Raw genomic sequence first — 24,966 nt, forward strand, 5'->3', positions numbered from 1 at the left:
TAAAATGTTTTATTGACTAAAATAAAATATCGGATAATTATTCCTGTGCATCTGCTCACACGCAGAGTCATTTTCAGGGTTATCCCGATGAGTCTTAAAATCCCCTCTGTACTGGCGACTCTTTACGTCGAGGCCAACGAGTCGTCCTTTGCAACTCGCGTGGCACCTGCGCTGATGCAGGGCTTCCCGGCCGAGCCGAATCACCGAGTAACGTGGCACAACTGGATGCGTGCGCCCTTCAGCCAGTGGGGGTTCCGTCATCTGGCGCGGCTGCGTCCCACGATTGATGTGGCGGCGGGTTCAACGCCTGCCGGTCAGCTCAAGGAAGCGCCCAAGGCGCTGGACCGCCTGTATTTCGACAGCGAGTGTGGGCTGAGCATCAGCGTTATCGAACACCTTGTGGCCAGCCAGACCGACGCCTTTTTGGTGATGCAGGGCGATACGGTGTTGTTCGAGCGCTACTTCAACGGCCAGCGCGCGGATGACCGGCACATCATGTTCTCGGTGACCAAGTCGCTGATCGGCACCCTCGGCGAACAACTGGTTTCCAACGGCATGCTCAAGCCCGAGCTGCCCGCCGCGTACTACGTGCCTGAGCTGGTGGGCAGTGCGTTTGGTGATGCCACGGTGCGCCAGTTGTTCGATATGGCCGTGGGCATCGACTACAGCGAGGTGTATGACGATCCCGCCTCCGAGAGTTCGCAGTACGGTTATGCCTGCGGTTTCCAGCCGGCACCGGCGCAATACGCCCAGTTTGAATCGCTGTACCAATACCTGCCGTCACTGAAAAAACGTGGCGCACACGGCGGCTTTTTCCATTACGTGACCGCCACCACCGAAGTCTTGGCATGGGTCATGGAACGTGCCTCGGGCAAGGCCTGCAGTCAGATGCTGGAAGCAATCTGGGGGCGTTTGGGGTGCGACCGCGACGGTTATTTCATGGCTGATCCCTGGGGCCGTAACGTTGCCGGGGCGGGCTTCAGTGCCACCTTGAGAGACATGGCACGCTTCGGCCGCCTGCTCGCCAACGACGGTCGCCAGGACGGTGTTGAGCTGCTGTCGCCCGAGACCGTGGCCCGTATCGCCGCCGGTTCTGATCCGGCGATCTACGCGCAAAATGCCGAGTTCTCCAGCTGGACGCCTGGTGCGTCCTATCGCAGCCAGTGGTACGTGTTCAACGACCACAGCCAGGCCCTGATGGCCGGAGGGATCCACGGCCAATACCTGTTCATCGACAAGCCGTCCGGCGTGGTGATCGTCAAGCAATCGTCGCTCACCGATGCGGTCAGCCCGTTCGATAACGACAGCGTGCGCATGCTGCGCGCGATCACCGCGCACCTGAGTCACTGATCCACGCCCAAACAATAAGAGTCTTGCGTTCTATTCACCTGGCTTGCCCAGGTGTTGGCGGCGCCCTGCGTCGCCATTGACTGCCCTGTAACAACAATAATTCCACAGGAGCTTCTTATGGTTTTCACCAAGCGTTTTTCCCGAGCGCTGTTAGCGTTCGGCTTACCCTTGACCACCCACGTCGCGTTGGCGGGCTACACCTTTGAGGACGGCGATCTCAAGGGTGAAGTCAATCTCACGGCGGGTGGGGCGACGCTGTTTACCCGTGGCGTCAACTTCGGCAGCGGCCAGGTCGATGCACGCAACGGTAAAAACGGCGGCGCCAGGATCAACTGGCAAGAGGTCTACGTAAAGCCGGGGGTCAAGCTTGAGTATGCGTTGCAACCGGATTTCAGCCTGCTGGCGGGCGGTTCCCTGGTGGCGGCGAGCACCTTCGGCGATGGCGATGCGGGTGGCTTCAGTCGCAGCTCCGACGGCAAGGTCGCAGCCGAAGAACTCTACGGCGGTTTTCGCGCCGGCGAGTGGAAGTTCACCGCCGGCCGCCAGAACTACATGATCGGTACGGGGTTCATCGTCATGGACGGTAACCTCGACCAGTACAAGGATGGCGCCTACTGGCTCGGCCCGCGAACCGCGTTCAAGGATTCGGCGATCCTCGCCTGGGATCATGGCGCGCTGAAGTCTCAGGCCTTCACCTTGCGTACCGATGACGACTTGGGCGATTTCCGCATGACCGGCGTCAACCTCGATTACAACCTCGATGACCAGGTGACGCTCGGCGCCATGGCCATGAAGGTCAACGCCCTTGGCCCCAGAGGCAGCACGCTCCCGCGCCGTCGGGACGGGATGCAGGTGTACAACCTGCGGGCGCTCAACGCCAAGGTGCCCGGCGTACAGGCGCTGACGCTGAATGCCGAGTACGCGCTGGAGCGTGGCAGCGGCGAGGGTGTCGACTACGATGCCAACGCCTGGTACGCCCAGGCCAACTATGCCTTCAGCACCTTGCCGCTGACGCCGATCCTCGGCTACCGCTACGCGAGCTTTTCCGGCGACGACAACCTCACCGACAACCGCCAGAAAGCCTGGGACCCACTGAGCAAGGGCTTCGTCGACTGGAGCACCTGGCTGGTCGGGGACGTGGTCGGCAACTACCTGCTGTTCAACAGCAACGAAAACGTTCAGCAGTTCTCCCTCAAGACCCGCCTCAACGACACCCTGACCCTCGGCGCGATTCACTACCAGTTCTGGCTGGACGAGAAAAACTACATGGGCGCACCGGTCAGCGATCGGCGCTTTGCTGACGAAAGTGTGGTTTTCCTCGACTGGACACCCACGCCGTCGTTCTATACGTCGCTGTCCTACAACTGGGTCAAGCCACTGGCCGCCGCCAAACAGGTGTTCGGCAACGACCAGATGTTCAGTGCGCTGGAACTGTATTTCACCTACCGCTATTAAGTGCTGCGAGCCATCGCGGCCGCGCTGGAGTGTTTTGATCATGAACAGATTTTTGCGTAACACCGTGCTGGGCACTGTCGCCTCGTTGCTCATCAGTGGTTTTTGCCTGGCTGAAGAACGCACCGTACGGATCTACAACTGGATCGAATACCTGCCACCCGAGGTGCTCAAGAGCTTCCAGGAGGAAACCGGCATTCGCCCGGTTTACGATGTGTTCGACAGCGTCGAAACCATGGAGTCCAAGCTGCTGACGGGCAACTCCGGGTATGACGTGGTGTTTCCCGGCTCCGCCAACCTGGGACGCTTGATCACGGCCGGGGCCGTGCAGCCGCTGGATCGCAAGCAGTTGCCAAACTGGCAGCACTTGGACCCGCAATTCATGCAAACCCTGGAAACCGCAGGTGACTCCGGCAATCGCTACGCCGTGCCTTACCTGTGGGGCACCACGCTGATCGGCTACAACGTCGACAAGGTGCGCAAAGCCCTCGGCGCTGACGTGCAGATGAACAGCTGGGACATCATCTTCAAGGAAGAAAACCTCGCCAAGCTCGCCAGTTGTGGCGTGGGTTTTCTCGACGCCGCCAACGAGATCCTGCCGATTGCCTTGCACTACAAGGGCCTCGACCCCAATAGCCAGAAGCGCGAGGACTATGTACAAGCCCAGGCCCTGATGATGAAGATTCGCCCTTACGTCAGTTACTTCAACTCGTCACGCTACGGCATGGACCTGGCCAACGGTGATATCTGTGTGGGCGTGGGCTGGTCCGGCGGTGTCGCACTGGCCACACGACTGGCAGATGCAGCTGGCAAGGGCGTCAAGGTCGAGATGGCACTGCCCAAGGAAGGCGCGCCGATGTGGTCGGACGTGATGATGATCCCGGCCAAGGCACCCGATCTGGCGGAGGCCCATGCGTTCATCAATTACATCCTGCGCCCGGACGTGATTGCGCGCATCAGCAACAAGATCGGCTACCCCAACCCGAACAAGGACGCCACTGTGCTGGTGGACGCCAGCATCCGCAACGACCCGAACATGTATGTGCCGGACGAAGCGCGCAAGACCCTGTTCGCCCTGGAGCCGATCCCGGCTGCCGCGGAGCGCATCCGTACCCGCACCTGGACCGCCATCAAGAGCAACCGCTGATCAGTGTGGCCCGGTGCGTGCGCGCCGGGCTTGGAGCTTGCCATGACTGAACGGGCGGACATTGCCCCCAACTTGCAGCGAGTGCTGACCCTTCGCGTCGCGATAGGGCCAGGTGTGATGCTGGGCGCCAGCGTTGAAGGCCTGCGCTGCAATTACCCGATAGTGGGCGGGGATTTCGATGGGGTCGGCATCAGCGGCCAGGTCCTGGCGGGCGGAGAAGATTGCTTTCTTTTGCGCCCGGATGGCATTGGTCAACTGGATGCCCGCTACAGCGTGAGGACCGACGAAGGCGAGGTGATCAACATCCGTAACCGCGGCGTGCTGACCATGACTGAGTACGGACGCCAGCTGGAGCGCGACGGCCAATGGCCGATTCCTGAAACGGAGTACCGCTGCACCTGCACGCCGGTGTTCCAGGTGCCCAAGGGGCGGCTGGACTGGCTCACCCGTTCAAGTTTTATCGGCCTGGTGCATTACCCGGGCGCTGACCAGGTGGTGATTCGCTGCTATCGCTTTTACTGAGGCCCGACCCTGGAAGCTGTCAGGCCTGCATGCCGTAGAACAGCAGCTCGGTGATACGCCTGACCTGGGTAGAGTGCGCGTCGATATCCGGGTGTTCCTGGTTCACCAGCCTGAACAGTTGCAGGTGCGAATAGTCGTTCAACAGGAACGCGGCCAATTCCACATCGAGTTGCGGGCGTAGCTTGCCGGCCCGCTGCAATTCCCGCAGCAGCTCGCTGATCTCGGCCCTGAGCGCATCATTCATGGCCCGGTAGCCTGCGGGCAGTTCATTGCTGCCGCCGAACAGGATCAGTGGCAGCAGTTCACGCCACAGGCTGGGGTGCATGACTTCCAACGCATAGCCGGTAAGAAGGCGTTCCAGGTGGCATAGCGCCTCGACCGGGTCGTCTATTTCGTGGATCCGGCTGCGGGTGTCGGTGATTGCGCGTTGATCGGCGTGGTGCAGGATTTCCAGGATGATTTCCTGCTTGTTGCCGAAGTACTTGAATACCGTCGGCGGCGACACCCCGGCCTGGCTGGCGATCTGTTCGATGGTGGTGTTCTGGAAACCCTGGCGCTCAAACAGCTCGATCGCGGCCTTGCTGATAGCTTGCCGGCGTTCGGCTTTCTGACGTTCACGCAGTCCGCTCACAGGAGATCCTTGTCACGAGTAAAAAGAGGGGCGCTTATCGCCCCGGTATCGCTGCAAAATACTTAATTGAGTAAATTTTTTAAAGCACTAATTGCCAACCATTCCGTGTGCCACTGCCGTTTGCATGAAAGCGTGGCGGGCACACTATAACGGTGAGTGCCTGTATCGGGGTTAACGTGAAAGGCTGATCAAGAATTGGGGCGTCCAATCTGATCAGCCTGCCACGTACCAATGATAAGGCTGTCGCAGCCAAGACTGTTTTCGTAAAACCCCACCAGGAGGCCATCAGTTCTAATCGGTCAGGCGTTTGTGGCTGACCATTTGGTACGAGTGAACTGAGCATTGGCTCCCTTGGAATGTTGAGCGGATCCACAACTCGACAGGAGATCTCATTCACTCTTCTTCATCGTGAAAAGTCAGCCGTTTGTACTGCCCTGAATGACTGCTATTGGCCTGAGCCGATTGCTGCCTGCCACGACCGGTTGAAATCGACCCTAAGCTAACTGTCGCTTGGACGATACCTGAGCGCCTTAGTATTCCCAGTAGGAATGCAATTAATAAAATTAATTAATTTTTGTTATTACTCTTTATGACCTAAGTTGATTCAAGGACATGGAGAACCACCTTGAACTCACCAATTAACTCTGCTGAAAAGTTTGATAATGCTCGGGCTAGTGAATATGGACGACAAAGCCGTATCGCACTGGCAGGTTATGACGCTTGTCAGGACTTGGTGGCGTGCATGCTCGCGGCAAGTCTTGGAAATATTCGCTCGGCAAAAATACTGGTAGTCGGCGCTGGCGGTACGGCGCAGGAGATCATCGCGATGGCCAGGCTTGAGCCGGGCTGGCGCTTCACCGCCGTTGATCCATCTGAATCGATGCTGGAAACCGCGAAACAGCAGTTAGTCGTCAACAACATGCTTGAAAGAACGGACGTGCACCTTGGGCACGTTGAAGACTTGGCCGCAGATGAGTCCTACGACGCAGCCACTTTGATCGGTGTACTCCATCATCTCGATGGGGATGATGCCAAGGGAGAGATTCTGCGATCCATTCAGGCTCGTCTGAAACCGGGGGCTCCGCTGATTGTCGCCGGCAACCAATATGCCTATGCCAGCCAGCCGTTGCTCCTCGCCGCCTGGGGGCAACGTTGGCGGCAGCACGGAACCAGTCCGGATGAAGTGAAAGTCAAACTTGGGAAAATTCTTCAAGGCGCTGACCCTCCACATTCTGAGGCGGCTGTTCAGAAGCTTTTGCATGATGCGGGGTTTGGGGACGCTACCCGTTTTTTCAGCAGTCTGTTCTGGGGTGCCTGGTTAACGTGTAAAACGGTCTGAACGGCGAGCTGATTGGCAGCTCTGGGTCGATTGCTGCCGTTCATGACAGGCAACAATCAGCCAAGCGCTCAAGATATCGTCCGGTAAACATCAAAAAACCAGTGTGATCGCGAGGAGGCCAGCGCTTCCATTGATGTTGGTTGACGCTATGCCATCGCGAGCAGGCTCGCTCCCACAGGGGCATTGGTGTTTGGGGAATTGCGCCCGGTCAGGGACCGCGCCGATATGGGCGCGGCATTTTCCTGCTTTTCACCCATTGCCGGCGTCGATAATCACCATCGCGCCAATGAAGTTCTAATACAAAATCCTCGGCGTAGCATCTTGTCGATGCTCGTCTGCGGTAGCCGAGGGTGGGTTTCAGCGTGTTAGCGTCTGATCAACTGCATGAACGCCCCGTAACCTCATATGAGTGCTGAGCCGCGTGTACATTCGAGGTTTTCACCTAAGCCACGGATCATCTCCATCAATGCCTTCACCCGCAGCGGCAAATTTCCGGCCGGGTACACCGCGTGCATCTGTGGGCTCTCACCGCTGCTGGAGGTGAGCTTGTACTCAGGACAAACCCGGAGCAAGCGCCCCGCTTCCACTTCGGGCTCCGCCATCCAATCCGCCAAGCGGGCGATCCCGACGCCCGCCAAGGCTGCCTGGAATACCGCCAGACCGGAGCTGAAACGAAATTTTGGATGAACCCGAAAGCTGATGGCCTGCTCCTCACTGCGAAAATTCCATTCCTTGAGAATCCGCGGCGCCGTATGCAGGATCAGCGAATGCGACTCCAGTGCCTCGATGGAATCGGGCATGCCGTTGCGCTCCAGGTAGCCGGGGCTGGCATACAGGTAACGTGAGTAACTCCAGAGCGCAAAGCCGATCAAGTCGCTGGATTGTGGAAACGCGCCGCGAATCGAGAAGTCCAGCTTGCTCTTGGCCGGGTCGATGATCTCATCGGTGAAAATCACGTCGATGTTAACGTCTGGATAGCGCTCGCAGTATTGCGCGATCAACCGGGGCAATACCCCGTGTCCGAGAAGCTCGGGGGCGGAAAAACGGATCCAGCCGGAGGCCAGGCCGCTGAGACCGGCCAGGTCTTCATCCACCTCACGTTGCAGGTCGAGCATTTTGTACGCGTGGGGCAATAAGCATTCACCCGCTTCGGTCAAGCTCACGGCATTGGACGAGCGATTGAACAACTTAAGCCCCACACTTTCCTCCAGGGCTTGAACGGCGCGGGTCAGTGCGCTGGGGGAGCGTCCCAGCGTCCGTGCCGCGGCGACGAAGCTGCGCTTGCGAGCCACGGTCGCGAAGGCTTCAAGTTCCCCCAACATATTCAATGCCACTCTCCACCTCATTGCATTTTTCACAACGCGGCATTGCAACACAAAAAAGGCTCTTCCGTTAACCTTCCCGCTCAACCCAGAAGGATGGGGCAAACAGGAGCGCAAGGACGTGTCGAAGCTGGATGAAGTAATCGGGAAAGCCGCAGCTTGTGCTGATGAAGTAATGCATGAATGGCTGGAAAAAAAATCAGTGACTTCGACCCGACGGGAGATACCGCAAATTCATCTGTCGCTCGAAGAACAACGCACACTTCAGGCTGGTCCGGCATCGCTGGACGTGACCGATAGCGCCTCGGGTATCCGCCACATGCCGATCCTGGGGCGTTTGCTGGAAAGTGTCCTGTGCACCGAGAAAATCCAGCAGCTACGCAATTTTCCACAGGCCCGTGAAGTGGCGATGATCGTCAGGGGGCTGCCGCTGGACCCGCAACTGCCCGCCACGCCCTATGACCTGGAGCCGGGTATCGAGAACTTGTCGATTCTGGCCGGGGCTATTTTGTCCGTGCTGCAAACTCTGCAAACCCGTCCGCTGGCGTACGAGGGTGAAAGCAACGACACAGTGTTCCGTCACGTATCGCCCAAGCACAAGCGAGAGACCGAAAAGAGCTCCTATGGCTCGCGCGCGGATTTGGACATGCATGTCGACAACCCTCACCTGCCTTTGACCTGCGAACCGGTCTCGCAGTTGTCGGCCTGTCCGGAGTACCTGTCCCTGACCGGCCTGCGCTGCGAGCTCGACGTGCCGACGCGCATCGTCGCCATTGACGAGGTGCTGGCCATCCTGCCGGCCTACGTCGAAGAAGAATTGTCACGACCGAATTTCACCGTTCGCCGACCGGCCTCCTTCGGCAAACAGGGGAATGTGCTGGAAAATGTCCCCTTGCTGTACAGAAGCGCAACCGATGGCCTTTATTGCCGCTACAACAAAGCGAGTGTCGAAGCGACCTGCGCCAATGCGCAGTTTGCCCTCCAACTGTTCGCCGCCGCCGCCAATCATCCCGATGTCGTGCATCCCATAGTGCTGCAACCAGGGGACATGCTGATCTTCAAGAACCAGCAAACCCTGCATGCCCGGGATGGTTTTACACCCCGCTACGACGGCCGTGATCGCTGGATGTTGCGTGTCTTCGGGGTCAATGATCCGGCACGCGTGTTACCGCTGGACCCTCATCAACCCTACATAGTCAGAGCCTGATTTCATGGTCGACATTGTCATCCTTTGCGTGTTCGCCTTCGCCGCCGGCCTGATCGATGCGGCGGTGGGCGGCGGCGGACTGATCCAGATTCCCGCGCTGTTCAACGTGCTACCCACCGCTCAACCGGCGGCGCTGCTAGGTACCAATAAGGTCGCGGCCGCCTGCGGCACCGCATTCGCGGCCCGGTCCTTCGTGCGCAAGGTGGTGATCGACTGGGGTCTTGTGATCCCCGCCGCCTGCGCGGCCTTTGTCATGGCCTTCTTCGGAGCCGCCACGGTGTCGTTCGTACCCCAGTCGATGATCCGGCCGGCGGTGCTGGTGTTGATTGTACTGATGGCGATCTACACCTTCTGGAAAAAAGATTTCGGCGCCCTGCACAAACCCATGCGCATCGGCACCAAGGAAAAACTGCTGGCGATCGTCATCGGCGGCGCCATCGGTTTCTACGATGGTTTGTTCGGTCCCGGCACTGGCAGCTTCCTGATCTTCCTGTTTATCCGCTGCTTCGCCTTCGACTTTCTTCATGCCTCGGCATCGGCCAAGCTAGTGAACATCGCGACCAACGTAGCGGCACTGATATTCTTCATTCCCACGGGTAACGTGCTCTACCTGATCGCAATCCCCATGGCGGCATTCAACATCCTGGGCGCGCTCACGGGCACCTGGCTGGCGGTTCATAAAGGCGTGCCCTTTGTCCGGGCTCTATTCCTGGTGTTACTGGTGATTCTGATCAGCAAACTGTCCTACGACCTGTTCCTGTAAACCAGAGGAAAACTACATGCATCCCATGTTCGATCGCCTCGTGGCCCTACTCGATGCCCACTCAGCCTCCTACCGGGTGTTGATGCACGACGCCGAGGGCCAGTCTGCGCGCGTTGCCGAAATCCGTGGCACCGAGCCCGGCCAAGGCGCGAAGGCCATGCTTTGCGCCCTCAAGGGTCAGGCCGGACCCTATGCACTGGTGATACTGCCGGGCGACCAGAAGCTGGACATGAAGAAAGTCGGAGCGGCCCTGGGCGGGAAAAAGGCCGAGCTGGTGAAGGCCGAAACCGCCATGGAACTGACCGGGTGCCGGATCGGCGCCATCCCTCCTTTTGTTTTCGATGAGCGGATTCAATTGATCGTCGATCCGGCATTGACCACAGGCTACGCCGAAATAGCCTTCAACGCGGGGCGGCTGGATGCGTCGATGGTGCTCGATACGCAGGATTATCTGGCGATTGCCATGCCTCGATTGCTGGATATCAGCCAGGCCTGAGCAGACGTTTTCACTAGACAATGTCTACCGGGCTGACCGGTTACTACGGGTAGAAAGCGATAGACCTCGAGAGTCCGCTTTTGGCCGATTTCTGCCTGTCGCGAAGGGCCGCAATCGCCCAAAAGTGGACGGCCACAAATAAAAAAAGCGCTATCGTCAGACACCTCACGATTGTGTTCGGACTTGAGAAAAGTCTTTCCCCTGATCCGCGCCTGTTTGCGCAAAACCCCCAAGCCTAAAGTTCGTCCTGCCAGCAACATCACACTTACTTTAGGAAATCTCATTATGAAAACGGCAATGATCATCGTCGCACTCTTGGGCTTCAGCTCTGTGGTAGCGGCACAGGACGGTACTGCAAAGACTAAACCTGTTGAGCAATATGGATACGGCACTCACCTTGATGTCGCGAAGGTCATCTCTGAAGACCCGGTGCCGGATGTTTGCGCAGTCGTGCCGACGCACATGACCTACCAGGATTCACAAGGCAAACAGCACGTACTGGCCTATAGCGTCATGGGCCGTTGCAGCCAGGGATAAGCAACCTGTTCGCCAATCATTGCGCCTCGAAGCGTGTTCATCGAGGCGCAAATACCTTTTTGCCCTGCGGCATTTCAATCGATAAGTTCGTTGGCCGTGGCCGCCAGTTGACTGCCAACCCGATCTTTCAGCGCTTCAATAAACCGGGTGATTTTTGCATCGACAAACTGCCGGGAGGTATAGACGGCGTACACGTTGCGCTCATAGGTATGGTAGTCAGGCAAAATCCGCACGAGCTTGCCGGAACGCAAATCGTCGACGGCCGTGAACCCGGCCAGCAAGCCAATCCCCGCCCCCTCTCGAATGGCATGTGCCATCGCATCCATATCGTTGACGCTGAAACTTGGCCCTGTCGGGACAAATGTCGCGTCCCCTGCCTTGCTCTTCAGCTGCCACTCATCCCGCACATAGTCAACGGTACCCAATAGCAGACACTGGTGATCGCGCAGATCTTCAGGCGTCTCGGGGGCCGCATTCCGAGCCAGGTAGTCTGGCGACGCCACCAGCACACAATGGCTGACACCGATCTTTTGGCTGACATACGCCGAATCGGGTAACGCTCGGGCGATCAGAATCGAGACATCCAGTTGGTCTTCCAACAGGTTAGGCATGCGTTGCGAGAGCAATAAATCCACGGTCACTTCCGGGAATTGCTGGCGGTATTCCAGCACGGCCCCGGTGACCAGATGCCGGGCCAGTCCGGGGACGCAATGCACCCTCAGTGTTCCCCGAGGCTCCAGCGCGGCATTGCTGGCTTCGGCTTCGGCACTCTCCAGATCAGCCAGAATTTTCGTGCAGCGCTCATAGAACCGTCGCCCCGCATCGGTGACCGAGAGGCGTCGGGTCGAGCGTTGCAACAGGCGCGCATCGAGCACGTTTTCAAGCGCGGAGACAGCACGCGATACGTTACCGACCGTTGAGTCCAGATGATTGGCCACGGCCGTGAAACTGCCCATCTCGACAACCTTTATGTACACCGACATGTTCGAAAGCTTATCCATCGCGACCTTCCTGTAGATCTGATGCTCACCCGTGATAACGCGCATTTTTCCGGATGCTACACGTTCGGCCCGCGGCTCGATATTACCTCTGGCGACAACAATGATTCCCTTTGGCCCGTCTAAATCAATGGCCCCTCCTTCCATAGACTGGGTTGCACAGGCCGCCTGAACAGGCGCCGGGTTTCATCTGAATCTCCGACAACCAACTGAAGGGCACATCATGAAGACTTCTTACGACCCGCTTTATCTTTTCATCGGTGGTGAATGGATCAGTGCCGAAGGGCGCGATACTGCCGCCGTCGTTAACCCGGCAACCGGCCGGGAAATCGGACGCGTCCCACTCGCCACCGCGGGCGACCTTGATCATGCCCTTGAAGTGACTCGCCTGAGCTTCGAGCAGTGGCGCCAGACCGTGCCTGACCAACGCGCCAAGATCCTCAAGCGTGCCGCCGACCTGATCCTCGAACGTGCACCGCAGATTGCCGCGCAGATGACCCTGGAGGAAGGCAAACCGCTGAAAGAAAGCCTGGATGAAGTGACCCGTGCGGCGGAGTATTTCGAATGGTTCGCCGAAAGCGCACGGCGTATCGATGGCCGTGTGGCCCCGTCCAACCGGCTAGGCGTATTGCAACTGGTCAAACGCCAGGCCATCGGCCCAGTGGCCGCATTCACACCATGGAATTTCCCGGCCATCACCCCGGCACGCAAGCTCTCGGCAGCACTTGCCGCGGGTTGCAGCGTCATTCTCAAACCCGGTGAAGAAAGCCCTTCCACAGCACTGGCCCTGGCGCGTGCACTCGACAATGCAGGATTGCCCAAGGGTGTGCTGCAAGTGGTCTTCGGCGTACCGGACCAAGTGTCCAGCCATCTGATCGCCTCACCGATCATTCGCAAAGTGACCTTCACCGGTTCGGTGCCCATCGGTCGTCTGCTGTCTGCACGAGCTGCTGAAGGCGTGAAGCCAATCACCCTTGAACTGGGTGGGCATGGACCGGTGCTGGTATTCGAAGATGCCGACATTGAAAAAGCCGCCGTCGAAGGTGTCGCGAACCGGTTTCGCGGCACCGGGCAGGTGTGCATTTCATCCACTCGGTTTCTGATCCAGCGTCGCGCCTATCAAGCCTTTGTCGATCACTTTGTCGCTGCGACCCAAGCGCTGAGAATCGGCGACGGCCTGCATCCGGACACACAGGTCGGACCGTTGGCCAACCCAAGGCAGCTGGCAAAAATGGAAGAACTGGTCGCCGATGCCGTCGAGAAAGGTGCACGGGTATTGGTCGGTGGCGAAGCCTTGTCAGGCGAAGGCTACTTCTTCCAGCCCACCGTTCTCGCGGATGTGCCGATGAACGCCCGCGTCATGCACGAAGAACCCTTCGGCCCCATCGCCGTACTGATGCCGTTCGATGAGCTAGCCGATGGACTGCAAGAGGCCAACCGCCTGCCCTACGGACTCTCGGCCTACGCGTTCACCTCCAGCGCGCGCACGGCCATTGATGTCGCTGATGGATTAGAGGCCGGGATGATTGGGATCAACCAATACCGGATCGTCGCAACCGAGCTCCCGTTCGGCGGCATGAAAGAAAGCGGTCACGGCTCCGAAGGCGGCATTGAAGGCATCGAGCACTATCTCACCCACAAATTCATCAGCCAGGTTTAAGGAACTCGCCATGTCCAAGCTCAATTTCAAAAGTCCTCGGGAAGCCGCGCGCGCGTTCACGCACCTGTCTTTTTACGTGGGCTTCCCTGGCGCCATCACCGCATCGGCTATCGCCAATGCCACGTTTAGCGAAACGGAGGACAACTGAATGAAAGCCATCAACATCAAAGAGTTTGGTCTGCCAGACGTCCTGGAACTAGTAGAGGTCGCCAATCCTGAAGTCCGTCCTGACGACCTGCTGGTGCGTGTCTATGCCGCGGGGGTGAACCGTGCGGACCTGACTCACCGGACCGGTGGGTACGGCCATCCGAACTTCGGTGACTCGCTGATCATCGGCCTGGAAATCGCCGGCGAAGTGATCGGCAAAGGGAGCGCGGTGACAGGGTTCGAGGTGGGAGATCGAGTCATGGGCGTGGTCGGCGGCGGTGCCTACGCCGAGTTGGCCCGCATCGATTACCGCATGGCCATGCACATCCCCGCGCAGCTTGACTATGTACACGCGGCAGCCATTCCCGAGGTCTTCGTCACGGCCCATGAAGCAATGATGCATCTGGCTCGGCTCAAGGCTGGCGATTCAGTGTTGATTCACGCGGCCGCTGGCGGCGTCGGCTCTGCCGCTGTGCAGTTGGCTTACGCCACCGGCGCCACGGTGTATGCGACAGCCGAAGGAAGCAAGTTGGCGCGTGTCGAGCATCTGGGGGCTGACGTGGCGATCGACTACAAGACCCAGGATTTCGCTGAAGTGATCGCCGACAAAACCCAGGGTCGCGGCGTCGATGTGATCATCGACTTTATCGGACAGCCCTACTTCGCCCGCAATATTGCGTCCCTTGCACGGGGCGGTCGCTTGGTTCAGGTGGGGATTCTCGCCGGTGGCGGAAACGTCACGGTGGCGCTGGAGGACATTCTTTACCGCCACTTGCAAATCATCGGTACGGTCATGAAGTCGCGCACGCAGCCGGAGAAGCACGCGATGATCAAGCGTTTCCGCGAGCACTGGCTTGATCGCTTTGAGGGTGCCGGAAGCCTTGAGCCGGTTGTCGACAGCACGTTTGCGCTCTCAAGGGCTGCCGATGCTCACCGCCGGATGGAATCTTCCCAGAACGTCGGGAAAATCATTTTGACGATGCGACCTGAAGACTTGCTTTAAGTATGAACTCTCAGGACCGGCAACGCCGCCGCTTCAGCGAGCGAATGTATGACGGCAATTCAACAGCAGCTGTCGGTTAGCATTTGGCGAGCGGCCTCGGCGCGTTGTGTTCGTCGCCCGCTTACGGTTTACGCTCAATTGGCAGGACACCGCTTACCAACCAAAACCGCAGCGTTTTTAGAAGGTAGCCCGCCCGGTTGGTCCAGCAACCGGGCTGGCCTGTTTGTTTAGAGGATATTCAACGGATATTCGGTAATCAGGCGCGTCTGCACCAGGTGCCCCCCGGTGGATGCATCGCCATCGTGCAAAGCCTCGCGCAGCCGGAAGGACAGTTTTTTGGCCGGGCCGCTCTGTACTACGTATTTCACTTCGGCGTCGGTTTCGTGTTCCTGGTCGTTGGCACCATAGAACCCGGTGTAGGCCGAATTGCCGGGAGTGTGCGTTCCGTCGATGCCGGAACCGCGGATATGACGGGCCATGAAGCTCAGACCAGGGACGCCAAAGGTGCTCATGTCCAAGTCATAGCGCATCTGCCAGGACCTCTCGCCGGGGCCGTTGAAGTCGGAGTACTGCACCGAGTCAGCGAGGTTGATTGAGTTTCCGTAGCGGCCGGCACCGACGCCGGCGTTGGTCCCTCCAAAACCGACATAGTCGAATGGTTCGTCACCATTAACCTTCTGTCCGGCCAGGGTGAAGGTTTGCGCACCCACGGTGTAGGCCGCCGCCAGCGAGGCTGCAGTGGTGTCGATGGTCCCGGCCTTGGCGCTGCCGTCGTCCAGTGTGCGGTAGAGGTTGAAGTCCAGTGCGACGGATTGGTCAGTCGTCAGTGGGTGAACAAGGTTCAAGTTGACGTAGTACTGATTCCAGACGTCTTCCAGGTGCGCTCCGTACAGCGACGCGGTGAACTCCTTGCTGAACTGGTACTTGCCCCCCGCGAAGCTGGCCGACGGTGCCGCCACACCGGCATAGCTGGCAAGAATGTCGCCGCTGCGCGAGGTGGTGGTGTTTCCGGTACCTGAGGTGAAATGGCCGGCCTCCAGGTTCAGGCCGGTGATCTCATGGCTGTCGACCTGGAAGCCCGATGCAGTCTGCGGCATCAGGTAGTTATCGGCAGTGGCGAGCACTGGCGCCGTGGGCTGCAAGTCGCCGATCTTGAGCGTGGTGTTGGAAACACGGAACTTGATGTCACCACCGGCCTTCGCATAGCCTCGATCCGGATTGCCATTGGCGTCGGATGGAATGGTTGGGCCACCGGCACGGTCGGTGTTCCCGTCGATACGCAACGCCAGGTCGGCGAACGCATCGATGCCGATGCCAACAGTGCCTTGGGTGAAGCCCGAACTGTAGGTCGCCATCAGCGCCTGGCTCCAGTCACGGGTATGGTTGCCGCTGCCGTTCTGGTTCCAGAACACGTTGCGGTTGAGAATGCTTAAACTGCTGTCCGCGACAAAACCCTTGGAGTCGGACTGATCGCTTGCGTAGCTGATGGCCGGCAAGGCAAATGCCAGTGCCACGGCCAAGGTGTTGAGTTGAAGTAGCGGTTGGCGTTTTTTCATTATTAGCTCCAATGCACGAGTTCGTGTTGGAGCATTAGGGCAACAGCCCAGGCCATCAACAAATGAAACTGAATGAATATTTTGATATCAGACCTGGCTCCCAGACAGGCCGTAGTGTCACTCGAAAGCGGCTGCTTTTAGCCGCTTACTGCCCGTCATTCCTGACTATTTTTTTGGGTGAGTACCATCCCTCCCCCGTAATAAACCCATCCGCGAGCGAGACTTGGATATTCCTAATCCCATCTAAAGACAAACGCTCAGTGCACCAGGCCTCAGCCTCTCCTTTGAAAAGCCTAAGCTACAGCCCATGTGAAACGAGTGTGCTACCCAGCTCTGGGATGCGGATCAAATTCTCAATATCACCACCGAAGTGCTTTAAGAGCAGTCCGTTACGAACGTGCACGATGTAACCCTGACCACCCGCCATTACGATCACATGAAAAGTTGATTCCACTTCCAACACGCAGTTGAAGCGGCAGGACCCGGTGAGCCAGTAAATCGAGATCATTTTTTTGGGACGTACCCTGGGCTGTGACTTTCGGGCTCACCGGGATCAGTCTCCGGCAGATCATCACGACGCACCCACTCCCCCAGATCGAACGCCTGATAAAGCTGGAAGCAGGCTGCATGAGCGTCCTTATCGGCAAAGAAGTGAATCAGGGGCCGTCCACACGCCCCCCCAAACCCATTCAGCGATAAACCGGATAACGCTGGCACAGTGCGACAACCTGTTCGCGCACGTGGTGGCCGACCTTGTCACTGTCGCCATATTCCAGGGCGTCGAGTACGTCGCACAACCACCCTGCCACTTGCTCGCAGGCCTCGACATCGAAGCCCCGCGTCGTCACCGCCGGGCTGCCGATGCGCAAGCCGGAGGTCACGAAGGGTGAGCGTGGGTCATTCGGCACCGAGTTTTTATTCGCGGTGATGTAGGCGCTGTTCAATGCCGCATCGGCGTCCTTGCCGGTGTAGGGCTTGTCGGACAGATCGATCAGCATCATGTGGTTGTCGGTTCCGCCCGAGACGATCTTGTAGCCGCGCTTTTGCAGCACCGCCGCCATGGCGCGGGCGTTGATCACTACTTGGGTCTGGTAGACGCGGAACTCGGGCGTCAGCGCTTCCTTGAACGCCACGGCCTTGGCTGCAATCTGGTGCATAAGCGGGCCACCCTGCACCCCGGGAAACACTGCCGAATCGAGTTTCCTGTAGAAGGCTTCGTCCTGGCCCTTCGACAGAATCAAACCGCCCCTTGGGCCGCGCAGGGTTTTGTGCGTGGTGCTGGTGACCACATGCGCATGGGGCAGCGGGTCCGGGTATTCACCGGCGGCGACCAACCCGGCGACGTGGGCCATGTCGACCCAGAATATGGCGCCGACCTTGTCGGCGATGGTGCGCATGCGTGCCCAGTCCTTGTAACGCGAGTACGCCGAGAAGCCGCCGATCAACATTTTCGGGCGCGTCTGCTGGGCAATTCGTTCCATCTCGTCGTAGTCGAGAAAACCGGTTTTCGGGTCCAGCCCGTAGGGCACGATCTTGTAATGCCGGCCCGAAAAGTTCGCCGGGTTACCGTGGGTCAGGTGGCCGCCCTGGGCCAGGTTCATGCCCATCACCGTGTCACCGGGGTTGATCAACGCGAGGAACACCGCCGCGTTGGCCTGCGCACCCGCGTGAGGCTGCACGTTGGCGTAGTCGCAGTTGAACAGGGTCTTGACCCGCTCAATCGCCAGCCGCTCGGCCACATCGACGTATTCACAACCACTGTAGTAGCGCTTGCCGGGATAGCCCTCGGCGTACTTGTTGGTGAGTAGCGTGCTCTGGGTCTGCATGACCAGCGGGCTGGCGTAGTTCTCCGACGCGATCAGCTCAATGTGGTCTTCCTGGCGATGCGCTTCGTTATGAATCGCCTCACGCAGTTCAGGGTCGAAAGCATCCAGGGTGAGCGTTGAGTCGTACATGGTGGGGGCGTCCTCGGTTAACAAATTCAAACAGCGGGCGACAGCAGGCGAATGACACGTGCGGCGATCTCGTCGATCTGTGTGTCATCGCAGATCAGTGCGGGCAACAGGCGCACGGTGGTGCCACGGGTGACGGTGATCAGCAGGCGTTGTTCTTCACGCGCGCGCGTCGACCAGCTCGCCGCACGGGCGGTTGAGTTCGACGCCGACCATCAAGCCGATACCACGAATGGCCACCACCTCGGGATGGTTGCCCAGCGCCAGCTTGAGCGCGGCCAGCAGGCGTCGGCCGCTGGCGGCGGCAATTTCCGGGTTGGCGTGCCCCAGGCTCGTCACGGCCACGCCGGCGATGGCATCCAGGTATTCAACGCCATCGGTGTCCCACAGGCGGGCGCCCAGGCCTCGGCTGAACGAGACCGGCTGACGGGACGAGGTGTGCATCAGGTAAGCGGGTGCAGCGGACATTGCAGGCCTCCTATAGAGATCAATCAACATTAAGGGGCGAGCGCCGGCAACTCGTCGTCGTTTCGCGGTCTAGCGTCGGCCGTGGGCCAGTAATAGGCATCGGGCATGGCGCGGGCACCGAAGATGGCTTGGCCGACGCGTACCACGGTTGCACCCTCTTCAATGGCAATTTCAAAGTCGCCCGACATGCCCATCGACAACTCCTGCAGCGACAAGCCCTCGGGCACCTGCGCGAGCAAGCGGTCGCGCAATTCACGCAACCGCACGGTGGCCGGGTCACGCCCAACGCGGTGGCAAGCATCGATGATGCGTTGCTGCACAGCGGCGAGGTTGCGACGAAAGTCCTCGACGCTGACCGCCTGCGGATAGCGACCATGATCGGCGTGGAGCGTGGTGAGGTGTTCGGCTTGTCCAGTCATCAGTTGGTCGCTCCCTTAGTGGTCACCGCATCGGTTTTTTCACGACGTGGCAGTTGCCCATTGAGTACCGCATAAGCCGTGAGGCCGACGAGCAAGCCCCAGAACGCGCCGCCAATGCCAAGCAAGGTGATGTTGGCGGCGCACGCTAGAAAGGTGATCAGCGAGGCTTCACGGGATTTGACGTCCGCCATGGCATTGGCCAGGCTGCCGCCGATGGTGCCGAGCAGCGCCAGCCCGGCCAGGGTGGTAATGAACGTCGCCGGAAAGGCCATGAACACCGCCGCCAGGGTTACGCCAAAAATCCCCACCAGGATGTAGAACACCCCTGCCGCTACCCCGGCGATCCAGCGTTTGGAAGGGTCTTCGGACGCTTCCTTGCCGGTGCAGATCGCCGCCGTGATTGCCGCGATATTGAACGCATGGGAGCCGAACGGCGCCATCAGCAGCGAACCCAGCCCGGTCACGCTGAGAATCGGGTTGGCGCTGGTCTTGAAGCCGTCATTGCGCAGCACCAGCATGCCCGGCATGTACTGCCCCGTGAGGGTAATCAAAAAAAGCGGCAACGCCACGCTCAGCAACGCATTGAGCGAGAACTCGGGCCGCGTGAATACCGGTGTGGCGAACTCCAGCGCCAGTCCGGAAAAATCCACTCGCCCCTGCATCAGCAAAAAGCCCAGCCCCAGCACCAGAATGCCGACCACCGCGTAGCGTGCGCTCAAGCGTTTGAACACGATGTAGGCGCCGATCAGCAGCCCCACCAACAGCGGGTCGACCGTCATGCTCGCGAATGCACCGATGCCGAACTGCAAGAGAATGCCGCCCAGCAGGCCCGCCGCAACGCCAGGCGGGATCAGGCGCACAGCCCTTTCAAAATAGCCGGATACCCCCAGCAGCACGAACGCTGCCGCTGAAATCAAATACGCACCAATCGCCTCGGCGTAGGGCGTGGTCGCCAGGGCAACGATCAAGAACGCAGCCGCCGGGGTCGACCAGGCGGTGATGATCGGCTCGCGGCTCACCCAACTGAGGAACAACCCGGTCACACCGACGCCAATCGACACCGACCAGACCCACGACGCCGTCAGCTCAGGGCTGAAGCCGGCAACCTTGGCGGCCTGGAACACTAGAATGAAGGTGCCGCCGTAATTGACGATCACCGAAATCAGCCCGGCAACCACCGGGTGCAGCACATCCCGCAGACGCAGGGACGACTGGGATTGAGTAGAGGGCATAAGACTTGGCTCCTTGCTGGACAATGGATCAGGCCGTGGCCAGGCGGTCATTTATAGCCGTTGAATGGTGGGGGTTGCCCCTACGCTTGTGCGCAGCAGACCAGACCACTTTTTCGCGCAGGGGCGGTTACCCATGTGCGCGTGCGAAGTCAGCCATAAAGTCAGTCAGCGCCTCGACTGCGGTTAACGAGACGGCGTTGTAGAGGCTGGCGCGCATCACACACCAGCGGCGCGGCGCTGTCGGGCGGGCCACGTCCATGAACACGCGGGAGCGATGGCTGATCTCCATCACCGACATACCGGTGCCGGCAAAAAAATTCTTCGTGTGCCTGGGCGAGCACTTCCAGCGGAACCGCCGTGGGGGCCGGGCTGGCGAGGGCTGGATTCTACGGATAGACTGGCCTGCCATTACAGGCCAATTCCAAAGGACGGAGCAGACCGCATGGCAAAAACCTTCGAGCTCGAAACCCTGAAAATGCGCCTCAACGACGTGGAGTTTCAGCTGCTGGACTTGCACCAGCGCATCCAGCGGGCGTTGCGCGCACTGATCCTCGACGGCGCCCTCGGCCCCGGCCTGAAACTGCCTGCCACACGGGTATTGGCAAAGTCACTGGGGTGCGCCCGCGACACCGTCGAGAACGCCTACGTGCAGTTGCATCGGGACGGGTTTATCGTACGCCGCGAGGGTGCCGGCAGTTACGTCTGCGACACGGTCGGCGTCGAATTGCGCGGCGCCACACGCCGGCGCATCAAGGCCCAGGAAGTGCGCAGCAACGCCGCCGCACCCGGCGCCGCGCTGAGCCAGCGAGGGCGGATGATCTTCGAAACGGGCGGCGTCAGCGACCAGCAAGTCATCAAGGCCTTCGCCACCGGTTTGCCGGAAACCCGCAGTTTCCCCACGGATGTCTGGGAACGCCTGCAACGCCAGGTGATGAAGGACTATCGCGCCAACGTGCTCTTGCACGGCGACCCGCAAGGCGCCGAGCCGCTGCGCAAGGCGATTGCCACCTACCTGAACCTAGAGCGCGGGGCCAAGTGTTCGCCCGATCAGGTGCTGGTGCTGAGCAGCACGCGCCAGGCCTTGTACCTCTGCGCGCAGTTGCTGGTGGATGCCGGCAAGCCGATCCTGCTGGAAAACCCTGGCTATTACGGCGCACGCAAAGCCTTCGAGATCGCTGAAGCCAAGGTGCTGCCCATCGATGTCGATGAACGCGGCATCCGCACCGACCTGCTGTACGCCGACCGCAGCGGCGCCAACTGCGTGTACGTCACACCGTCGCACCAATACCCCACCGGCGTGACGCTGCCGCTGGAACGGCGCCTTGAGTTGATCAACTGGGCGGCGGAAAAAGGCAAGTGGCTGATCGAGGACGACTACGACAGCGAGTTCCATTACGACGGACAACCCACCGCCTGCGTGCAGGGTCTGGACAAGTATCAGCGCACGCTCTACATCGGCACGTTCAGCAAGACGCTCTACCCCGGCTTGCGCATGGGCTACATGGTGCTGCCCCACGAACTGGTCAAGCCCTTTGCCTACGCGCGCAGCATGATGGACGGGCATACGCCGCAAGTGCTGCAACTGACCCTGGCGCGGTTTATGGAAGACGGCCATTACAACGCCCACGTGCGGGCCATGCGCAAGCTCTATGCCGGGCGCCGCTCGATCATGCATGACGCCATTGGCAAGTACCTGGGCGAGGTCGTCACCGCCCAGTTGCCGCCGGGCGGGTTGCAGATTCCCTGTCTGCTGAAAGCGGGCTGGAGCGAAGAAAAAACCATCCGCCAGGCGGCCACCGCCGGCGTGCAATTGTCCGGACTCAGCAAGCTGTACGCAGGCGAACCGCAGCAATACGGCTGGCTGCTGGGCTACTCGTCGTTGACCGCGTATGAAATCGAAGCCGCCATGCTGCGCCTGGCCAATGCGCTGAAAATCTAGAGGCAACCGCTCAGTAAGGCAGCTTGAAACGCTTGGTCAGTTCGCCGATGCCTTCGCGAATCGAGCGCTCGGTGCGACTGTCGAGGGCGCCGCTGCGCACGCCGCCGAGCATGGCGAGGATCATGTCGCCGATCTCGCGAAATTCATCCACGCCCATGCCCCGCGACGTGCAGGCCGCGCTGCCGATGCGAATGCCGGAGGTGACACTGGGTTTGACCTCGTCGCCCGGCACGATATTTTTGTTCACGGTAATCCCGATCGCTTCCAGCGCCTGTTCGGCGACGTGGGCAATGTCGACCATCAGGAAGGCCCCGACTTCGTCGGCAATTGCGCGAAAGCGCGCGAAGTCCAGCGCCCGTGAATAGGCCGAAGCGCCGACGATGATCAATTGCGGACGTTCCTGGCGGGCCATCTGCTACCAGCAAGCAGCTTGAAGAGCCCTGCCACCTTCACCCCATCTGCGCGAACCGCCGCCGCTTTAGGAACAACCCCACCCCCAGTGCAACGGCAAAGATCGACAGCAACCCCAGGTCAAATCCAAGCAAGCGGATGTGGCTCGCCGCAACGCAGCCGACCGCCCCCATCGCCGCCAGCAGTACCCCTAACCACTTGCGAAGCGGGTACGACTTAAGAAACCGATCGAGCAGAAAGAACAGCACCAGAGCAGCGACCAGTTGGGTAATGTCAGACATGGGTTTCTCCCGTCAGGTCTTGATGATCAGTGTCGAGGCGGTACGTTGCGGGCCGATACCGCCGTTCACCTGCGCCTCGATGCTCACCAGTATGTCGCCTGCATGATAGGTGGGCAGGGTTTCATTCACGTACATGCGCACACCGGCGCCGACGGGGGCCCCCACGTAGGGGGAGGCAACGTAAGAGGTGACGCCCGCGAAGGCCGAGGCCGCCAAGTTGGCGATTCTGGTGCGCTGGGCGTTGAGCACATCGCCCTGCTGCCGAGTCAGCGGCTTGGAGATGCCGATCATCATCAGGCACGGCAGGTTCTTGGCCAGCATCTTGTCGTACACCTCGACGACCTTGCGGTTGACCTCGTAGTGCGCGCTCTTCGCCTCACCAAAATGCAGCTCGCGCAGCCGCCCGCGTTCGCTGTCGGTGAGGGTGATCTGCGAGACGTTGAACACGATCCCGTGATTGCCCATGTATTGGAAAGTCCCTTCGAACTTCATCGCACGCATCCTTTCGAGCCAAAGGCGGGGATTGTCTAGAAGGCGGGCGCTGGATTCAAATCATTTCACCTGGCTGGCAAGGTGCACACCGCGGCGTAAGGTGCTAACGGTCATAATAATTGTCGAATTCACTGCTTTCGACGAACACGAAGCCATGGCGGGTGTAAAACGGTTCGAGGCACTTTCTTTGAGGGCACCTACTGTGATCGGCAGTGCAGCTGCATCCGCTGCTTCGAAAACCTGTGCGAGTACAACCGCGCCGATCCCCAAACCCTGCGCGCTCGGCCTCACGTATAGGTGCTAGCCCCTAACAGCGCATTAATTTTCGTATTAGCTATCCCGCTTTTCATCGCGAAATTTACCCTGCTTAGCGCTTATTTAAGGGACGTCGACTGGCGGCTCTTGGCCGATTACCGCCTTTCATGAAGGGCTGCAATCGGCCAGAAGCGGACGGTCACTATGTGTCCCAACCGATACCGATAAGAGGCAATCCGCTAAACGCTCTTGAGAAACCTGCGCCATGCGTACTGGTTCGTATGTATCAATCGCCGTGGTGACGGTTTACGGGACTGCATCAGGCGTTTGACCTGTGTCAGGGTCTATACTAATTTCGCCATTTTAATCAGATCCACCCTTGATCACCGCACAGCCCACCAGGCAGAACACGTGAAACATTCGACACTTACTGCCGCGCTGCTCTGCCTATTACTTGGCACTCCCGTCAGGTCCGAGCAGTATCAGGTCGTTACTGAAGAGTGGGCGCCGTACAACTACCAGGAGAACAATCAGCTTACCGGCATGGCCACGGAGATCGTTCGAGGCATAATGGCGCTGACCGGGGATGACTTTGAGGTGGTGCTGCTGCCCAGTATGCGAAGCGCCCGTGCATTGAAGACCCGACCCAAGACCATCATGTATTCACTATTCCGCACGGCAGAGCGTGAACCGTTATACAAGTGGGTCGGACCGATCGTGGAAGAGTCCATTCACCCCTATCAGTTAGCCAATGCGCAGCAGCCGGTGAATTCCTTAGAGCAGCTACTGCACGCCCCAAAAATTACGACGAGACATGCCGGCCTGATACCCGAGACTCTGCAGTCGCGGGGCTTCAACAACCTCGAAAAAACTGCGACCGAGAGCCTGCAGCTCTATCGCATGCTGCTAGCCGGGCGCACCGATATCATCATAGGCGACACCGATGCGGGGGTGGCTTACTACAGCCGCCAGTTGAACATCGCCCCCGGCACGCTGCGGCAGATTCCCATCGAGCTCTATCGCTCATCGCTGTACATTGCCTTCAGCCGCGACTGTGACGACGAACTGGTAGCCTCCTGGGCCCACGCCCTGGAGCAACTGCGCCACTCGGGCGAGCTGGAGCGCATCCAGGATCGATACAACCAACCCATCGAGCAATGAAAGCGCGGAACCAGCGCAAGCCCGCTTCGCGCTTATCCAGCCTTGCTCTCACTCAACGCGGAGGATAAGCCATGAACATTTTTGCAACATACAGCCATCAGCCTTGGAACAAGGGAATGGCTTAACCCGGCCACGCCAAAGGAGCTTGCTGAGCAGATGATGCTTCACCAAAGTGAATCGGCCCTGATTTTGTAGACGCTCGGTGACAGCTTCTGGCCGATTCTGT

At 59.4% G+C, this 24,966-nt stretch carries 25 protein-coding genes and 2 pseudogenes; 14 read left to right on the top strand and 13 right to left on the bottom strand.

The genetic code is table 11. The annotated features are described in order from the left end of the window. Positions 1–87: 87 nt before the first annotated feature. The 4 genes from M2397_RS17995 to M2397_RS18010 all read left to right on the top strand — a co-directional run bounded on the left by M2397_RS17995 (position 88) and on the right by M2397_RS18010 (position 4,471). Positions 88–1,350, top strand: a complete 1,263-nt coding sequence (locus M2397_RS17995; protein WP_167656991.1) for a serine hydrolase — start codon at positions 88–90, stop codon at positions 1,348–1,350. 117 nt (positions 1,351–1,467) lie between these two features. Next, positions 1,468–2,805: an alginate export family protein gene (locus M2397_RS18000; RefSeq protein ID WP_259244179.1), complete on the top strand. Its 1,338-nt coding sequence runs from the start codon at positions 1,468–1,470 to the stop codon at positions 2,803–2,805. Between the two features lie 40 nt (positions 2,806–2,845). After that, a complete protein-coding gene (locus tag M2397_RS18005) occupies positions 2,846–3,949 on the top strand; it encodes a polyamine ABC transporter substrate-binding protein (RefSeq protein WP_259244180.1) in 1,104 nt (367 codons plus the stop codon). 42 nt (positions 3,950–3,991) lie between these two features. Further along, on the top strand, positions 3,992–4,471 hold the full coding sequence (locus tag M2397_RS18010) for a DUF3237 domain-containing protein (protein WP_131699801.1): 480 nt from the start codon (positions 3,992–3,994) through the stop codon (positions 4,469–4,471). Positions 4,472–4,490: 19 nt separating this feature from the next. Here M2397_RS18010 and M2397_RS18015 read toward each other — a convergent pair whose 3' ends face one another. Together M2397_RS18015 and M2397_RS18020 are read right to left on the bottom strand one after the other, a co-directional pair. Beyond that, on the bottom strand, positions 4,491–5,102 hold the full coding sequence (locus M2397_RS18015) for a TetR/AcrR family transcriptional regulator (RefSeq protein ID WP_131699802.1): 612 nt from the start codon (positions 5,100–5,102) through the stop codon (positions 4,491–4,493). A gap of 172 nt (positions 5,103–5,274) precedes the next feature. Then, a pseudogene (locus M2397_RS18020) lies at positions 5,275–5,445 on the bottom strand (serine hydrolase); the annotation flags it as partial. A 282-nt stretch (positions 5,446–5,727) separates the two neighbouring features. Between M2397_RS18020 and M2397_RS18025 the strand changes: the two are divergent. After that, the gene (locus M2397_RS18025) at positions 5,728–6,441 is read left to right on the top strand and encodes a bifunctional 2-polyprenyl-6-hydroxyphenol methylase/3-demethylubiquinol 3-O-methyltransferase UbiG (protein WP_259244181.1); all 714 of its coding nucleotides are present in this window, start codon (positions 5,728–5,730) and stop codon (positions 6,439–6,441) included. Positions 6,442–6,842: 401 nt separating this feature from the next. Here the strand turns inward: M2397_RS18025 and M2397_RS18030 are convergent, their stop codons facing one another. Further along, positions 6,843–7,775, bottom strand: a complete 933-nt coding sequence (locus M2397_RS18030) for a LysR family transcriptional regulator (RefSeq protein ID WP_131699807.1) — start codon at positions 7,773–7,775, stop codon at positions 6,843–6,845. 109 nt (positions 7,776–7,884) lie between these two features. Here M2397_RS18030 and M2397_RS18035 point away from each other — a divergent pair, with 109 nt between their 5' ends. The 4 genes from M2397_RS18035 to M2397_RS18050 all read left to right on the top strand — a co-directional run bounded on the left by M2397_RS18035 (position 7,885) and on the right by M2397_RS18050 (position 10,766). Then, complete coding sequence (locus M2397_RS18035; RefSeq protein WP_259244182.1) at positions 7,885–8,970, top strand: TauD/TfdA family dioxygenase; 1,086 nt, start codon at positions 7,885–7,887, stop codon at positions 8,968–8,970. Positions 8,971–8,974: 4 nt separating this feature from the next. After that, entirely contained in the window at positions 8,975–9,733 is a 759-nt protein-coding gene (locus tag M2397_RS18040; protein WP_027603982.1) for a TSUP family transporter, read from the top strand. A gap of 16 nt (positions 9,734–9,749) precedes the next feature. After that, on the top strand, positions 9,750–10,229 hold the full coding sequence (locus tag M2397_RS18045; RefSeq protein WP_131699809.1) for a YbaK/prolyl-tRNA synthetase associated domain-containing protein: 480 nt from the start codon (positions 9,750–9,752) through the stop codon (positions 10,227–10,229). Between the two features lie 285 nt (positions 10,230–10,514). Next, a complete protein-coding gene (locus M2397_RS18050; protein ID WP_167657003.1) occupies positions 10,515–10,766 on the top strand; it encodes a DUF2790 domain-containing protein in 252 nt (83 codons plus the stop codon). Positions 10,767–10,840: 74 nt separating this feature from the next. On the opposite strand, the gene M2397_RS18055 is transcribed toward M2397_RS18050, so the two are convergent. Next, positions 10,841–11,767 carry a LysR family transcriptional regulator gene (locus M2397_RS18055; protein WP_259244183.1) on the bottom strand — a complete coding sequence of 309 codons (927 nt, stop codon included), beginning with the start codon at positions 11,765–11,767 and terminating at the stop codon, positions 10,841–10,843. 220 nt (positions 11,768–11,987) lie between these two features. On the opposite strand from M2397_RS18055, the gene M2397_RS18060 reads away from it, so the two are divergent. The 3 genes from M2397_RS18060 to M2397_RS18070 are packed head-to-tail and all read left to right on the top strand — an operon-like array spanning position 11,988 to position 14,574. Further along, positions 11,988–13,424: an NAD-dependent succinate-semialdehyde dehydrogenase gene (locus M2397_RS18060; protein WP_259244184.1), complete on the top strand. Its 1,437-nt coding sequence runs from the start codon at positions 11,988–11,990 to the stop codon at positions 13,422–13,424. Between the two features lie 10 nt (positions 13,425–13,434). After that, the gene (locus M2397_RS18065) at positions 13,435–13,572 is read left to right on the top strand and encodes a hypothetical protein (protein WP_237683209.1); all 138 of its coding nucleotides are present in this window, start codon (positions 13,435–13,437) and stop codon (positions 13,570–13,572) included. Further along, positions 13,573–14,574: an NAD(P)H-quinone oxidoreductase gene (locus tag M2397_RS18070; RefSeq protein ID WP_259244185.1), complete on the top strand. Its 1,002-nt coding sequence runs from the start codon at positions 13,573–13,575 to the stop codon at positions 14,572–14,574. Between the two features lie 227 nt (positions 14,575–14,801). Here M2397_RS18070 and M2397_RS18075 read toward each other — a convergent pair whose 3' ends face one another. The 5 genes from M2397_RS18075 to M2397_RS18095 form a co-directional block, all read right to left on the bottom strand. Next, positions 14,802–16,130 carry an OprD family porin gene (locus M2397_RS18075; RefSeq protein WP_131699814.1) on the bottom strand — a complete coding sequence of 443 codons (1,329 nt, stop codon included), beginning with the start codon at positions 16,128–16,130 and terminating at the stop codon, positions 14,802–14,804. Positions 16,131–16,819: 689 nt separating this feature from the next. Beyond that, a complete protein-coding gene (gene glyA / locus M2397_RS18080) occupies positions 16,820–18,085 on the bottom strand; it encodes a serine hydroxymethyltransferase (RefSeq protein WP_259244186.1) in 1,266 nt (421 codons plus the stop codon). A 156-nt stretch (positions 18,086–18,241) separates the two neighbouring features. Then, the gene (locus M2397_RS18085) at positions 18,242–18,550 is read right to left on the bottom strand and encodes an aminotransferase class III-fold pyridoxal phosphate-dependent enzyme (RefSeq protein ID WP_237683208.1); all 309 of its coding nucleotides are present in this window, start codon (positions 18,548–18,550) and stop codon (positions 18,242–18,244) included. Positions 18,551–18,579: 29 nt separating this feature from the next. Beyond that, on the bottom strand, positions 18,580–18,969 hold the full coding sequence (locus M2397_RS18090) for a hypothetical protein (protein ID WP_167656983.1): 390 nt from the start codon (positions 18,967–18,969) through the stop codon (positions 18,580–18,582). Further along, a complete protein-coding gene (locus tag M2397_RS18095) occupies positions 18,969–20,201 on the bottom strand; it encodes a benzoate/H(+) symporter BenE family transporter (RefSeq protein ID WP_259244187.1) in 1,233 nt (410 codons plus the stop codon). Before M2397_RS18095 ends, M2397_RS18090 begins: the two co-directional genes overlap by 1 nt. A 442-nt stretch (positions 20,202–20,643) precedes the next feature. Here M2397_RS18095 and M2397_RS18100 point away from each other — a divergent pair, with 442 nt between their 5' ends. Beyond that, positions 20,644–22,140, top strand: coding sequence for a PLP-dependent aminotransferase family protein (locus M2397_RS18100; RefSeq protein WP_131699818.1), 1,497 nt, complete (start codon positions 20,644–20,646; stop codon positions 22,138–22,140). Positions 22,141–22,150: 10 nt separating this feature from the next. Here M2397_RS18100 and M2397_RS18105 read toward each other — a convergent pair whose 3' ends face one another. From M2397_RS18105 to M2397_RS18120, 4 genes and pseudogenes are all read right to left on the bottom strand, one after another. Beyond that, complete coding sequence (locus M2397_RS18105) at positions 22,151–22,552, bottom strand: hypothetical protein (protein WP_405046449.1); 402 nt, start codon at positions 22,550–22,552, stop codon at positions 22,151–22,153. Positions 22,553–22,589: 37 nt separating this feature from the next. Next, positions 22,590–22,832: a hypothetical protein gene (locus tag M2397_RS18110; protein ID WP_145336399.1), complete on the bottom strand. Its 243-nt coding sequence runs from the start codon at positions 22,830–22,832 to the stop codon at positions 22,590–22,592. A 12-nt stretch (positions 22,833–22,844) separates the two neighbouring features. Continuing rightward, entirely contained in the window at positions 22,845–23,324 is a 480-nt protein-coding gene (locus M2397_RS18115; RefSeq protein ID WP_131699819.1) for a hypothetical protein, read from the bottom strand. Between the two features lie 103 nt (positions 23,325–23,427). Further along, positions 23,428–23,624, bottom strand: a pseudogene (locus M2397_RS18120) (GNAT family N-acetyltransferase); the annotation flags it as partial. 366 nt (positions 23,625–23,990) lie between these two features. Here M2397_RS18120 and M2397_RS18125 point away from each other — a divergent pair. Further along, entirely contained in the window at positions 23,991–24,740 is a 750-nt protein-coding gene (locus M2397_RS18125; RefSeq protein WP_145336401.1) for an ABC transporter substrate-binding protein, read from the top strand. The last annotated feature ends 226 nt before the right edge of the window (positions 24,741–24,966 follow it).

Source organism: Pseudomonas sp. BIGb0381 (genome assembly GCF_024809815.1).
Taxonomy (GTDB): domain Bacteria; phylum Pseudomonadota; class Gammaproteobacteria; order Pseudomonadales; family Pseudomonadaceae; genus Aquipseudomonas.

Coding starts and splice junctions, on each gene's coding strand:
- M2397_RS17995 (WP_167656991.1), top strand. CDS start 88: ATGAGTCTTAAAATCCCCTCTGTACTGGCGACTCTTTACGTCGAGGCC.
- M2397_RS18000 (WP_259244179.1), top strand. CDS start 1,468: ATGGTTTTCACCAAGCGTTTTTCCCGAGCGCTGTTAGCGTTCGGCTTA.
- M2397_RS18005 (WP_259244180.1), top strand. CDS start 2,846: ATGAACAGATTTTTGCGTAACACCGTGCTGGGCACTGTCGCCTCGTTG.
- M2397_RS18010 (WP_131699801.1), top strand. CDS start 3,992: ATGACTGAACGGGCGGACATTGCCCCCAACTTGCAGCGAGTGCTGACC.
- M2397_RS18040 (WP_027603982.1), top strand. CDS start 8,975: ATGGTCGACATTGTCATCCTTTGCGTGTTCGCCTTCGCCGCCGGCCTG.
- M2397_RS18045 (WP_131699809.1), top strand. CDS start 9,750: ATGCATCCCATGTTCGATCGCCTCGTGGCCCTACTCGATGCCCACTCA.
- M2397_RS18050 (WP_167657003.1), top strand. CDS start 10,515: ATGAAAACGGCAATGATCATCGTCGCACTCTTGGGCTTCAGCTCTGTG.
- M2397_RS18055 (WP_259244183.1), bottom strand. CDS start 11,767: ATGGATAAGCTTTCGAACATGTCGGTGTACATAAAGGTTGTCGAGATG.
- M2397_RS18060 (WP_259244184.1), top strand. CDS start 11,988: ATGAAGACTTCTTACGACCCGCTTTATCTTTTCATCGGTGGTGAATGG.
- M2397_RS18065 (WP_237683209.1), top strand. CDS start 13,435: ATGTCCAAGCTCAATTTCAAAAGTCCTCGGGAAGCCGCGCGCGCGTTC.
- M2397_RS18070 (WP_259244185.1), top strand. CDS start 13,573: ATGAAAGCCATCAACATCAAAGAGTTTGGTCTGCCAGACGTCCTGGAA.
- M2397_RS18075 (WP_131699814.1), bottom strand. CDS start 16,130: ATGAAAAAACGCCAACCGCTACTTCAACTCAACACCTTGGCCGTGGCA.
- glyA (WP_259244186.1), bottom strand. CDS start 18,085: ATGTACGACTCAACGCTCACCCTGGATGCTTTCGACCCTGAACTGCGT.
- M2397_RS18085 (WP_237683208.1), bottom strand. CDS start 18,550: ATGTCCGCTGCACCCGCTTACCTGATGCACACCTCGTCCCGTCAGCCG.
- M2397_RS18090 (WP_167656983.1), bottom strand. CDS start 18,969: ATGACTGGACAAGCCGAACACCTCACCACGCTCCACGCCGATCATGGT.
- M2397_RS18095 (WP_259244187.1), bottom strand. CDS start 20,201: ATGCCCTCTACTCAATCCCAGTCGTCCCTGCGTCTGCGGGATGTGCTG.
- M2397_RS18100 (WP_131699818.1), top strand. CDS start 20,644: ATGGCAAAAACCTTCGAGCTCGAAACCCTGAAAATGCGCCTCAACGAC.
- M2397_RS18105 (WP_405046449.1), bottom strand. CDS start 22,552: ATGGCCCGCCAGGAACGTCCGCAATTGATCATCGTCGGCGCTTCGGCC.
- M2397_RS18110 (WP_145336399.1), bottom strand. CDS start 22,832: ATGTCTGACATTACCCAACTGGTCGCTGCTCTGGTGCTGTTCTTTCTG.
- M2397_RS18115 (WP_131699819.1), bottom strand. CDS start 23,324: ATGAAGTTCGAAGGGACTTTCCAATACATGGGCAATCACGGGATCGTG.